Source organism: Delftia sp. RIT313 (assembly GCF_000632165.1).
Classification (GTDB): domain Bacteria; phylum Pseudomonadota; class Gammaproteobacteria; order Burkholderiales; family Burkholderiaceae_C; genus Comamonas; species Comamonas acidovorans.
Window position 1 is genome coordinate 82,420 of the sequence record NZ_JFYT01000079.1, and the last position, 12,138, is coordinate 94,557.

Below are 12,138 nucleotides of genomic sequence, written 5' to 3' on the forward strand. Positions count from 1 at the left end.
CTCCTTGCGGCTCCGTGTCCGTACTGCGTACTAGTCCATCAATTGGGGAATGGCGGCCACGGCGCGCTCAGGCCCCATGGCGCCGTAGCCGCCGTCCACCGCGTAGTCGGCGCCGGTCACGAAGCTGGCATGGTCCGAGCACAGGAACAGCACCACCTGCGCCACCTCGTGCGGATCACCCACGCGGCCCAGCAGGTGAAAGGGCGCGGCCACGCGGTCGGTCTTGGCGCGGTCGCCGCCACTGAGCCGGTCCATCACCGCCGACCAGGTCCAGCCCGGACAGACGCTGTTGACGCGGATGCCATCGGCCGCCAGGTCCATGGCCATGCTGCGCGTGAGCTGCTTCATGGCCGCCTTGCTGGCCGGGTAGAGCCAGCGCCCCGTCTGCGCGGCCTCGGAGGAGATGCTGGTGAAGTTCACCACGGCCCCGCCACCGGCAGCCACCATGTGCGGGTGCACGGCCTGCAGCATGGCCACGGCGCTGGCCACGTTCACGTTGAACGAGGCCAGCCAGTCGGCACGCGGCGACTGCATGCCCTCATCCACATAGGAGCAGGCCAGGTTGACCAGGATGTGCACGCCGCCGTGCCGGCTGCATGCCTGCTGAACGCAGGCGGCGACCTGCGCGTCGTCGGTGATGTCGGTGCGCACGAAAAGCGCGCCCTCGCCCAGCGCATCGGCCAGCACCTGGCCGTTGTCGGCATCGATGTCGGCAATGACCACCTTCACGCCGGCCGCGTGCAGCGCACGCACCACGCCGGCGCCTATCAGGGTGGAGCCGCCGGTGACGATGGCGCTTTTGCCTTCGAGTCCCTTGAACATGACGCTTGTTCTCCCGTGTGGATGCCAGGCCGGGCTGGCCTGTGCAGCACACGTTACGGGGGGCCGGGCCGCGCAGGCATCCGGCAAGCGCAGGCGCTGTCCCTGGCGCGCAGAAATTGGCTCCCGGGGAATGGTCCGAATTGTGGGAGCGGGTGGTTTTTGCTACGTTCTGCCCAGCCTATGGAACACGCCATGCACACACCGCTGCCGCTGCAGCGCTACCGGCTTTTCGAGAGCCACGACATGGACGAGGCCCGCGAAAGCGTGGCGCGCGTCTTCTGTCCGCATGGCCTGGGCATGCTGCGCCCGCGCGCCGAGCTGGACGCCTGCCACCACAGCGCGCCGCTTTCCCGCAACGTCAGCCTGAACTATGTGCAGTACGGTCCCGGCGTGCACATCGAGCCCGGCTACCTGCGGGACTTCTTCCTGCTGCAGATTCCCCTGCGCGGCAGTGCCGAGATCCGCTGCGGCGCGCAGCAGGTGGATGCCACGCCGCGCCTGGCCTCCCTGCCCTCGCCGACCGAGCCGCTGTCCATGCGCTGGGCCGACGACAGCCCGCACCTGATCGTGCGCATGGCCCGCCCGGCCCTGGTGGCGCGGCTGGAGGCGCTGCTGCAGGCGCCCGCAGGCCGGCCCCTGGTGTTCGATCTGGGCGTGCCGCTGGACCAGCCGGCGCTGGCACCGCTGGTGCATTTCATCGACTGCCTGCGGCACACGCTGGATGCGGGCAACGCCCTGCAGGCCACGCAGGCACTGGCCCAGCATGCGGAGGAATACCTGCTGACCAGCCTGCTGATGTCGGCCACGCACAGCCACAGCCGCGCACTGGCCGGGGACAGCCGACGCAGTTTGCTGCCGCGCGGCGTGCGCAAGGCCCAGGAGTACATGCAGGCCCATGCCGACCAGCCCCTGTCGCTGGCCGATGTCTGCCGCGAGGCCGGCTGCAGCGCGCGCACGCTGCAGGCCGCCTTCCGCCAGCACGCGGGCATGGGGCCCATGGATTTCCTGCGCCAGCTGCGGCTGGACCGGGTGCGCGCCGAACTCCAGGCAGCCAAGGGCCCGGGCGTCGCAGCCGGATCCGGCGTGCGCGACGTGGCGCAGAAATACGGCTTCCTGCACCTGGGCCACTTCGCGGCCCAGTACCGCAGCCGCTTCGGCGAGCTCCCGTCCGAGACGGCGAGCCGCCGCGTGCAGGCCTGAGGGCCTGCCTTTGCCGTTTCAGCCCCGGCCCACGAAGGGCATCTTGGTGGCCATCACCGTGTGGAACAGCACATTGGCCTCCAGCGGCAGGCTGGCCATGTAGAGCACGGACTGGCCCACCACATCCGCGTCGATCAGCGGCTCCACCGCGATCTCGCCATTGGCCTGGGGCACGCCCTTGGCCATGCGCGATGCCAGCTCGGTCATGGCATTGCCAATGTCGATCTGGCCCACGGCGATGTCGTAGGCACGGCCGTCAAGCGCAGCGGTCTTGGTCAGGCCCATGACGGCATGCTTGGTGGCCGTGTAGGCGCTGGAATTGGGGCGCGGCGCATGCGCGGAGATGGAGCCGTTGTTGATGATGCGGCCGCCGCGCGGCGACTGGTCGCGCATGGTGCGAAACGCCTGCTGCAGGCAATAGAACATGCCGTTGAGGTTGACATCGACCACCTCGCGCCACTGCTCGGGCGTCCAGTCCAGGAAGGAGCCAGGCGGATTGCCCCGGCCCGCGTTGTTGAACAGCAGGTCCACGCGACCGAAGCGCTGCACCGTGCGCGCGAACAGCTGCTCCACGGCAGCCGGGTCGCTGACATCGGTGGCAATGCCCAGCATGCGCTCTCCTGCGCCGTACTTTGCCTGGGCCTCGGCGCAGGTCTCATCCAGCGGCGCCTGGCGGCGGCCTGCCACCACCACCTGGTAGCCGGCGCCCGCCAGGGCCAGCGCCACGGCCTTGCCCACGCCGGTTCCTCCGCCCGTGACCACGGCCGTCTTTGCGTTCTTCATCTCCATTGCTTGTCCATCCTGTAGTGCATGTGTTGCAGCCGCCGCCCGCGCACCGGTGGCGGGCGGCGCCGCTGCATTGTCGGCGACGCGCCGGGCCTGCGGACTGTGCCGCAGGCGACACCATCGCCACACTGCGGACGAAGCTCAGGCAAAGCGCCAGGCAATGGAGCCCAGCGGCCCGTAGTCCACATGGAAGCTGTCGCCGGCCTGGGCCGTGACGGGCCGCGTGAACGAGCCGGCCAGCACCACCTGGCCTGCGTCCAGCTGCTCATCCCATTGCGCGAGCCGGTTGGCCAGCCAGGCCACGCCCGTGGCCGGATGGTTGAGCACGGCGGCCGCCACGCCGGACTCCTCGATCACGCCGTTGCGCTGCAGCAGCGCCGACACCCAGCGCAGGTCCACCGCGTCGGGGCGCACGGGCCGCCCGCCCATGACGATGCCGGCATTGGCCGCGTTGTCGGCTATGGTGTCGCGCACCGTGCGCATGGCCTGGTTATCGCGGTCCTTTTGCTCGATGCGGGCGTCGATGATTTCCACGGCGGGCACCACCCAGTCGGTGGCGGCCAGCACATCGCACAGGGTGACGCCCGGCCCCTTGAGCATGCGGCCCAGCACGAAGGCCAGCTCCACCTCCACGCGCGGAGCGATGAAGCGCGCAAAGGGAATGTCGCCGCCGGGCTCGAAGAACATGTCGTCCAGCAGGGTGCCGTAGTCGGGCTCGGTGATCTGCACGGCCTGCTGCATGGCACGCGAGGTCAGGCCGATCTTGTGGCCCCTGACCGTGCGGCCCTCGGCGCGCTTGAGCCGCATCCAGGCGCGCGAGATGGCGTAGCCGTCCTGCACCGTCATGTCCGGATGGCGGCGGGAAAAGTGCCGGACCTGCACGCGGCTTTTTTCGCTGGCGTGCAGCTCGGCCGCCAGGCTGTCTATGGTGTGTTGCGCAAGCATGGGCGGCCCTTCAGCGCGCGGCGGCGCCATCGTCGGCCCAGGCCAGGTAGCTGTCGGACACGCCCTGGCGCTGCATGGCATCCCACTGCGCCACCGAAGGCGTGGGCATCTGGAAGGCATCGCCCACGCGGCCATACCAGCCGGGGTTCTGCAGCCGCGCGATCAGCTCCATGGGCGCGGGGTCGAAGTACATGAGCTCGCCATCGACCACGGCCGCATCCATGACATGGGCGGCCAGCACGTCGGCCAGCACCAGGCTGCGCACGCCGTCGATATCGATGATCTGGCGCACGCGGCACTCGAAGGACGCAGGGCTGTCCACGATGCGCGGCGCCTTCACCCGCCGTGCATCACCCAGGACCAGGCCGGCCTGCGCCGACTCGTCCACCTGCGCGCCGAACTCTATGGCCGTCACCGCCATGCGGCGCGCCAGCGGCTCGGACACCAGGTTCACCACGAACTCGCCCGTGGCCGCGATGTTGCGCGCCGTGTCCTTGAGCACGCCCTGGCGCGAGCCTATGCACACGCACAGCAGCGGCGGATCGCCCGACATGGCGTTGAAGAAGGAAAACGGCGCGACGTTGACCGTGCCGTCCCCGTCCACCGAGCTGATCCAGGCGATGGGACGGGGCAGAACCAGGGAGTGCAGGATGTTGCTGCGCTGCTCGCTGTTGAGCGATTGCATTTCAAAGTACATGGGATTCCGGAGGGGAGGGGAAGGGAAAAAGGGAGGGCGTCGCGTCACTCGTTGCCGGCGCGCGCCGCGTCCTGCTCGGCCTGGGCGATGCCGGGGGCGCGCGCATTGGACTGGTGCAGTTCCACCAGGTTGCCGGCCGGGTCGCGCAGGAACAGTTGCTTGAGGCTGGGCGATGCCACGTTGTCCAGCGTGAAGTAATCGACGCCGCGCGCCAGCAGCTCCTGCTCGGCGCCGAGGATGTCGTCCACGGCCAGCGCGATGTGGTTGGACACGGGGTCCTTGCCCGGGCCCTGCGCATAGCGCGACGGCCCCTCGCTGCCGAGGATGTGCAACTGGCTGCCGTTGGGCAGGTTGATCCAGGAGCCGTAGATGCCGGGGATCTTCCAGCGCGCGGCGTCCTGGGGCAGGTTCAGCACTTCGCGGTAGAAGTCGAGCATGGCGTCGGCCTGGGCGTGGTTGACGCCGAATCCGACATGGTGGAGTTCCAGAACTTTGATGGGCATGGGATGTCCTTGCATATTTGTGTGCCGCCAAATAATACGCTTAACGTACTATACACAAAGCGTAATATATGAAAGCCGTAAAATCAACCGCCCTTTCTTCTCCCGCCTTCAACCCGGTTTCACCCGCCTTCACCCGCTTCCATCCACTCCCATGAGTCCGCGCAAGACCGCTGCCGCACCGGCCCCCGAATCCACCCCCCTCGCCAACGCCCCCGAAGCGCTGCGCCCGCACCTGGCCCTGATGGCCGAGACCGCGCGGCCCGGCACCGACACGCCGGCCGCCGGCCTGGGCCTGCTGCTGCTGTGGCTGGCCGATGATGTGGAGCAGCGCGCCAACGCATCGCTGCAGGCGTTCGGCCTGTCCGAGAGCAAGCTCGACGTGCTCATGATCTTCGGCCTGGCCGAGCGCGGGCTGCTGGGCGACACGGTGGTCACGCCGTCCTATATTGCCAGCTACGTCGGCGTGACGCGCTCGTCGGTGACGGGCCTGCTGGACTGGCTGGAAAAGCGCTCGCTGCTGGCGCGCAGCCTGAGCCAGGAAGACCGCCGCAGCTTCGACCTGGCGCTCACCGACCAGGGCCGCGAGGTGCTGGCCCGCGCGCTGCCGGCCTTCTGGCGCATGTGCGAGTCCCTGGTCGACTACCTGGACGAGGGCGAGCGTGCCAGCCTTCAGTCCATCCTCTTCAAGGCCTGGACGAGGATGAAGGCGCAACAGGGCGCTTGATCCTGGGAGCGCGGCATGCCGCCCTGGCTGCCGCAAGCCTGCGCAGCCGGCACGGTGCCATATTTCGCGCGGGCATAAGCTCAATCTTGCCTGTGCAAAATTTCCTTTGCGATCAATGCCTTGCGCCGCACATGGCTCGCTATAAGGAAATGTGAATTCCGTCGTGGTGCGCGCCGGGGCCGGGTGTTGCAATGCCTTCAGAGGCCATGCCGGCAGGCGCCATGTGGGCGCCGGCGCCGGGCCTGGCCGAGCTGGAGGAACCACGCCTTGCCCACGCGCAGAAACACATTGCTCTGGTCGCTCGCCGCCACGCTGGCGCTGCCCGGCCTTGCGGCGGCCGCCGCGCTGAAGATAGGCGTCACGCCCGGCTCGCTGGCCGACTCCGTGGAGGTCGCCGCCAAGGAGGCGCGCGCCCAGGGGCTGGACGTGCAGGTCATCGAGTTTACCGACTGGACCACGCCCAACACGGCACTGGCGGCCGGCGACATCGACCTCAACTACTTCCAGCACCAGGCCTTCCTGGACAACGCCATCCGCGAGCGCGGCTATGCCTTCACCAGCGTGGCCACGGGCCTGCTGCCCAACATCGGCCTGTACTCGCTCAAGACCCAGCGCTTTGCCGACCTGAAGGAGGGAGCGCGCGTGGGCGTGGCCAACGACCCCGTTAACCAGGGGCGCGGCCTGCTGCTGCTGGAGAAGGCCGGCCTGATCCAGCTGCGCGAAGGCAAGGGCCCGCGCGCGGGGCTGGACGACATCGTGTCCAACCCGCGCAGGCTGCGCTTTGTCGAGATCGAAGGGCCGCAGCTGGTGCGCGCGCTGGACGATGTGGACCTGGCCCAGGGCTACCCGGCCCACTTCGTCAACGCCGGGCGGCCGCAGGTGGCCGGCAATGCGCTGCTGTATTCGGGCATTGACGACCTGTACTACGCCATCCGCTTCGTCTCGCGCCAGGACAACGCCCGGGACCCGCGCATTGCGCAGTTCGTGCGCATCTACCAGACCTCGGGCGCCGTGCAGGCGCAGATCCACAAGTCATTCGCCGCCAACGACAGGCTGTACAGCCTGCCGTGGCGCAAGCCGTGACGCGGCCCCTTCCTGCCTTTTTCGAACCTTTTTTTCCGGAGATCCCGATGAAGCTTTCCCGTGCCCTGATCGCCCCGCTGGCCGCCCTGGCCCTGTTCTCCGCCCACGCTGCCGACAAGCTGCGCATCGGCGTGGTGCCCGGCGCCTACGCCGACTCGGTGGCCGTGGCCGCCAAGGAGGCCAAGGCCCAGGGCATCGATGTGCAGGTGGTGGAGTTCACCGACTGGACCACGCCCAACGTGGCCGTGGACTCGGGCGACCTGGACATCAACTACTTCCAGCACCAGCCCTTCCTGGACAACGCCATCCAGAAGAACGGCTACAAGCTGGCCAGCGCGGGCACGGGCATCCTGGCCAACGTGGGCCTGTACTCGCTCAAGCACAAGGCCATCGCCCAGGTGCCGCAGGGCGGCAAGGTGGGCATTGCCAACGACCCCGTGAACCAGGGCCGCGGCCTGCTCTTGCTGCAGAAGGTGGGGCTGATCAAGCTCAAGCCCGGCGTGGGCTACCTGGGCAGCCTGGACGACATCGTCGAGAACCCGAAGAAGCTCAGCTTCGTCGAGGTCGAGGGGCCGCAGCTGGTGCGCATCACGGGCGACGTGGACATCGCACAGGGCTACCCGCACTTCATCGTGGCGGCCAAGGCCTTCGATCCTTCCAGCGGGCTTGCGTATTCGGGCATCGAGGACGCGCGCTTTTCCATCCAGTTCGTGGTCAAGGCCAACCGCACGCAGGACCCCGTGGTGCAGAAGTTCATCCGCATCTACCAGAGCTCCGATGCGGTGAAGGCCGAGGCCCAGCGCGCCTTCTCCAACGACAAGCGCCTGTACAACCTGGCCTGGGTCAAGCCCTGAGCGGCGCGGGGAGGACTTCAGCCATGTCAACCAGCATTGCAGCCAGGCAGCCCCTGGCGGACAGGCCGGCCCACGAGGCGGACAGGCCGGCCCATGAGGCGGGCAGGCGCTCATCGGCAGCGGCCGGCACCACGCGGGAATCCATCCGTGGACCCGGCGCCGTGGCCTTCAGCGGCGTGGGCAAGACCTACCAGTCTTCGGCCGGGCCCGTACAGGCGCTGGACGCGATCAGCCTGGAGATCGCGCCGGGCAGCATCTTCGGCATCATCGGGCGCAGCGGCGCGGGAAAGTCCAGCCTGCTGCGCACCATCAACCGGCTGGAGCAGCCCAGCAGCGGCCAGGTGCGGGTCGACGGCGTGGACATCGGCACGCTGGACGAATCGCAACTGGTGCAGCTGCGCCGGCGCATCGGCATGATCTTCCAGCACTTCAACCTGCTGTCGGCCAAGACGGTGCATGACAACGTGGCCCTGCCCCTGCAGGTGGCGGGCCTGCCGCGCGCACGCATCGATGCGCGGGTGAAAGAGCTGCTGGCCCTGGTGGGCCTGCAGGAGAAGGCAGACACCTATCCGAGCCGGCTGTCTGGCGGGCAAAAGCAGCGCGTGGGCATTGCCCGCGCCCTGGCCACCGACCCCGAGATCCTGCTGTGCGACGAGGCCACCTCGGCCCTGGACCCCGAGACCACGCAGTCCATCCTGGAGCTGCTGCGCACCATCAACCGCAAGCTGGGCATCACCATCATCCTGATCACGCACGAGATGAGCGTGATCCGCGAGATCGCCGACCGCGTGCTGGTGCTGGAGCAGGGCCGCATCGCCGAGCTGGGCGAGGTCTGGAAGGTCTTCGGCAACCCGCAGCACCCGGCCACGCGCGCCCTGCTGGCACCGCTGCAGCATGGCCTGCCCGACGACCTGCGCCAGCGCCTGCTGAGCACCGCGCCCGCAGGCCGCCACGAACGCATCCTGCAGCTGACCTACCGCGGCGAGGACGGGCTGGAGCCCGACTTCCCGCGCATCGCCCAGGCCCTGGGCGGCCGGGTTCGCCTGCTGCATGGCGGCGTGGACCGCATCCAGGGCCATGCCCAGGGGCAGCTGCTGATCGCGCTGGGCGGCGGCACGACCGCGCATGACTGGCACACATTGACGCAGGGCCCGGCGGCCATTGCGCATGACATCAAGGATCTCGGATATGTCGCTGAATCTGTCCATTCCCATTGAGCGCTACGGCAACGCGCTGGCCGACACGCTGATGATGGTCGGCGTCTCGGGCGGCATCGCGCTGGCGGCGGGCATTCCGCTGGCGGTGCTGCTCATCGTCACCGCGCCCGGCGGCTTCCTGGCCTCGCCGCGCACGCACCGCGCGCTGGGCAGCGTGATCAACGGCTTCCGTGCCACGCCCTTCATCGTGCTGCTGGTGGCGCTGATCCCGTTCACGCGGCTGGTGACGGGCACCACCATCGGCGTGTGGGCGGCCATCGTGCCGCTGGCCATCAGCGCCACGCCGTTCTTTGCGCGCATCGTCGAGGTCAGCCTGCGCGAGGTCGATCCCGGCCTCATCGAAGCCGCCCAGGCCATGGGCTGCCGCAAGTGGGACATCGTGCGCCACGTCTACCTGCCCGAGGCCCTGCCCGGCATCGTGGGCGGCTTCACCATCACCCTGGTGGCGCTGATCAGTTCCTCGGCCATGGCCGGCGCCGTGGGCGCGGGCGGCCTGGGCGACCTGGCCATCCGCTACGGCTACCAGCGCTTCGACACCCAGGTGATGCTGCTGGTGATTGCCGTGCTGATCGCGCTGGTCACCGTGGTCCAGGTGCTGGGCGACCGCTACGTGCGCCGGCTGCGCAGCCGCTGACGCTGAAAACAGGCACCACGCCTTTCCCTCCGGGGCCGCCGCCTGGCGGCCCTCTCCCCACCGACTCAGCAACGAGGCACGGAATGACCACACCGGATGCCCTGGGCGCAGCCTTGCCCGGCAACACACACCACACCCCGGGCGGGGCGCTGCGGCGCCTGCCCCTGCCGCCCTCCACCCCGCACCGCATCACCAGCGAGGCCGAGGCCCTGCAGGCCGCCCAGGCCCTGGCCGATGAATGGCGCGTGAACGCAGCGGCCCGCGACCACGAGCGGCGCCTGCCCTGGCAGGAAATCGAGCGCTACACGGCCAGCGGGCTGGGCGCCATCACCGTGCCCCGCGCCTACGGCGGCCTGGGCGCTTCCTACGAGACGCTGGCCCAGGTCTTCGTCACGCTGTGCGCGGCCGACCCTTCGCTGGGCCAGATTCCGCAGAACCATTTCGCCGTGCTGCAGAACCTGCGGGACATGGGCAGCGAGCCCCAGAAGCGCCGCTGGTTCGCCGACGTGCTGGCCGGCCACCGCCTGGGCAATGCCGGGCCGGAGCGCAAGGGCCGCGCGGCCCATGTGCTGGAGGCCACGGCGCGCCTGTCGCGCGATGCCGCAGGCGGCCTGCGCGTCAGCGGCACGCGCTTTTACTCCACGGGCTCGGCCTTCGCGCACTGGGTGCCGTTTCGCGCCCAGGACGAGGAGGGCCGCATCGTGCAGGTCTGGGTGCGGCGCGATGCGCCGGGCGTGACCGTGTTCGACGACTGGGACTCCTTCGGCCAGCGCACCACGGCCAGCGGCAGCGTGCAGCTGGACCAGGTGCAGGTACAGCCCGAGGACGTGGTGCCTGCCTGGCAGTTCGAGGCCACGCCCTCGCTGTCCGGCCCGGTGTCGCAGCTGATCCAGGCCTCCATCGACGCGGGCATTGCCCAGGGCGCGCTGCGCGACGCGGTGGACTTCGTGCGCGACAAGAGCCGGCCCTGGATGGACTCGGGCGTGGCGCGTGCCAGCGACGATCCTCACCTCATCCACGAGGTCGGCCAGCTGCAGATCGAGGTGGACGCGGCCCATGCCGTGCTGCTGGAGGCCGCGCGCGCGCTGGATGCGCTGGCTGCAGCGGCTGGTGGCGCGGTGGACGAGCAGGCCAGCGCCCAGGCCTCGGTGGCCGTGGCCGAGGCCAAGATCCTCACCACCGAGGCCGCGCTGCAGGCCGGCGAGCACCTGTTCGCGCTGGCCGGCTCCTCGGCCAGCCGCGCTGCCCACCGCCTGGACCGCCACTGGCGCAACGCCCGCGTGCACACGCTGCACGACCCCGTGCGCTGGAAATACCACCTGCTGGGCAACTACCTGCTCAACGGCGCCCTGCCGCGCCGCCACCAGTGGAACTGACCGCCATGACACAGACATCGACCCAAGAGCTGCAGGCCCTGGCCTCCACACCGGGCAGCCAGCCCGCTCCCGCAGCGCCTCCGGCCCGGCCCGCCCACATCATCGGCAGCGAGGCCGAGGCCCTCGAAGCGGCCAGCCGCTTTGCCGCCCTCATCGGCCCCGGCGCGCTGGCGCGCGACCGCGACCGCCTGCTGCCCTGGCAGGAGGTGGAGCAGTTCAGCCAGAGCGGCCTGTGGGGCATCACCATTCCCCGGGAGTACGGCGGCGCGGGCGTGTCCACGGCCACGCTGGCGCGGGCCATTGCCCTGATTGCGGCGGCCGATGGCAACTTCGGCCACATTCCGCAGAACCACTATTACTCGCTGGAAGTGCTGCGCGTGGGCGGATCGCCCGCGCAAAAGGCCTTCTTCTATGACCGTGTGCTGCGCGGCGAACGCCTGGGCAATGCGCTGGCCGAGATCGGCCACCGCGACTTCCAGCGCCGCACCCGGCTGCTGCGCGAGAGCGGCGGCTGGTTCGTGCAGGGGCGCAAGTTCTATTGCACGGGCGCCCTGTTCGCGCACTGGATTCCCACCCTGGTCAGCGCGCAGGAAGAGGCGCCGGGGCAAGGCGAGCGCATGTATCTGGTCTTCATCCCGCGCGATGCGGCCGGCGTCACCGTCACCGACGACTGGGATGGCTTTGGCCAGCGCGTGACGGGCAGCGGCTCGGTGCAGTTCGACCGCGTGCGCGTGGAGCCCGAATGGGTGGTGCCCTTCACCAGTTCCTTCGAGCGGCCCACCACCATCGGCCCCTTTGCCCAGATCATCCATGCCGCCCTGGACGCGGGCATTGGCCACGGCGCGCTGCAGGCTGCCCTGCCCTTCATCCGCGAGCATGCGCGGCCCTGGGTGGACGCGGGCGTGGCCAGCGCCACGCAGGACCCGCTGCTGCTGCAGCAACTGGGCAATGTCCACGTGCGCCTGCGCGCCGCCGATGCCCTAGTGGCCCGCGCGGCCCTGGCCGTGGACGCCGCCCAGCGCGCGCCCACGGACGACAGCGTGGCCGCCGCCTCGGTGGCCGTGGCCCAGGCCAAGGCGCTGAGCACCAGCGCCAGCCTGCTGGCGGGCAGCAAGCTGTTCGAGCTGGCGGGCACGGCCTCCACCCTGGCGGGACAGGGCCTGGACCGCTTCTGGCGCAACGCGCGCACCCACACCCTGCACGACCCCGTGCGCTGGAAATACCACGCCGTGGGCAACTACGTGCTCAACGGCATACGCCCGCCGCGCCATGGCGCGCTCTGACCTTTATCAACGAC

13 protein-coding genes are annotated in these 12,138 nt (G+C 69.6%); 8 read left to right on the plus strand and 5 right to left on the minus strand.

The window, feature by feature from the left end:
- Positions 1-30: 30 nt before the first annotated feature.
- Complete coding sequence (locus BW39_RS23990; RefSeq protein WP_043824618.1) at positions 31-822, minus strand: SDR family oxidoreductase; 792 nt, start codon at positions 820-822, stop codon at positions 31-33.
- Between the two features lie 192 nt (positions 823-1,014).
- Here BW39_RS23990 and BW39_RS23985 point away from each other — a divergent pair, with 192 nt between their 5' ends.
- A complete protein-coding gene (locus BW39_RS23985; protein WP_016454133.1) occupies positions 1,015-2,022 on the plus strand; it encodes an AraC family transcriptional regulator in 1,008 nt (335 codons plus the stop codon).
- Between the two features lie 18 nt (positions 2,023-2,040).
- Here BW39_RS23985 and BW39_RS23980 read toward each other — a convergent pair whose 3' ends face one another.
- From BW39_RS23980 to BW39_RS23965, 4 genes are all read right to left on the minus strand, one after another.
- The gene (locus BW39_RS23980; RefSeq protein ID WP_013803947.1) at positions 2,041-2,811 is read right to left on the minus strand and encodes an SDR family oxidoreductase; all 771 of its coding nucleotides are present in this window, start codon (positions 2,809-2,811) and stop codon (positions 2,041-2,043) included.
- Positions 2,812-2,949: 138 nt separating this feature from the next.
- Positions 2,950-3,753 carry a 2-oxo-hept-4-ene-1,7-dioate hydratase gene (gene hpaH / locus BW39_RS23975; RefSeq protein ID WP_043824680.1) on the minus strand — a complete coding sequence of 268 codons (804 nt, stop codon included), beginning with the start codon at positions 3,751-3,753 and terminating at the stop codon, positions 2,950-2,952.
- A 10-nt stretch (positions 3,754-3,763) separates the two neighbouring features.
- A complete protein-coding gene (locus tag BW39_RS23970) occupies positions 3,764-4,450 on the minus strand; it encodes a flavin reductase family protein (protein WP_012203713.1) in 687 nt (228 codons plus the stop codon).
- A gap of 44 nt (positions 4,451-4,494) precedes the next feature.
- Positions 4,495-4,953: a VOC family protein gene (locus tag BW39_RS23965; RefSeq protein ID WP_017404212.1), complete on the minus strand. Its 459-nt coding sequence runs from the start codon at positions 4,951-4,953 to the stop codon at positions 4,495-4,497.
- 151 nt (positions 4,954-5,104) lie between these two features.
- On the opposite strand from BW39_RS23965, the gene BW39_RS23960 reads away from it, so the two are divergent.
- The 7 genes from BW39_RS23960 to BW39_RS23930 all read left to right on the plus strand — a co-directional run bounded on the left by BW39_RS23960 (position 5,105) and on the right by BW39_RS23930 (position 12,124).
- Complete coding sequence (locus BW39_RS23960) at positions 5,105-5,677, plus strand: MarR family winged helix-turn-helix transcriptional regulator (protein ID WP_043824620.1); 573 nt, start codon at positions 5,105-5,107, stop codon at positions 5,675-5,677.
- Positions 5,678-5,944: 267 nt separating this feature from the next.
- Positions 5,945-6,760 (plus strand): MetQ/NlpA family ABC transporter substrate-binding protein, encoded by an 816-nt coding sequence (locus BW39_RS23955; protein ID WP_016449091.1) that lies wholly within the window; start codon positions 5,945-5,947, stop codon positions 6,758-6,760.
- 47 nt (positions 6,761-6,807) lie between these two features.
- Entirely contained in the window at positions 6,808-7,614 is an 807-nt protein-coding gene (locus BW39_RS23950; protein ID WP_043824623.1) for a MetQ/NlpA family ABC transporter substrate-binding protein, read from the plus strand.
- A 23-nt stretch (positions 7,615-7,637) separates the two neighbouring features.
- On the plus strand, positions 7,638-8,831 hold the full coding sequence (locus BW39_RS23945; RefSeq protein ID WP_043824624.1) for a methionine ABC transporter ATP-binding protein: 1,194 nt from the start codon (positions 7,638-7,640) through the stop codon (positions 8,829-8,831).
- Entirely contained in the window at positions 8,803-9,465 is a 663-nt protein-coding gene (locus BW39_RS23940) for a methionine ABC transporter permease (protein ID WP_012203707.1), read from the plus strand. Before BW39_RS23945 ends, BW39_RS23940 begins: the two co-directional genes overlap by 29 nt.
- A gap of 83 nt (positions 9,466-9,548) precedes the next feature.
- Positions 9,549-10,841 (plus strand): SfnB family sulfur acquisition oxidoreductase, encoded by a 1,293-nt coding sequence (locus BW39_RS23935; protein ID WP_043824626.1) that lies wholly within the window; start codon positions 9,549-9,551, stop codon positions 10,839-10,841.
- 5 nt (positions 10,842-10,846) lie between these two features.
- Positions 10,847-12,124, plus strand: coding sequence for an SfnB family sulfur acquisition oxidoreductase (locus tag BW39_RS23930; protein ID WP_043824682.1), 1,278 nt, complete (start codon positions 10,847-10,849; stop codon positions 12,122-12,124).
- Positions 12,125-12,138 lie beyond the last annotated feature (14 nt).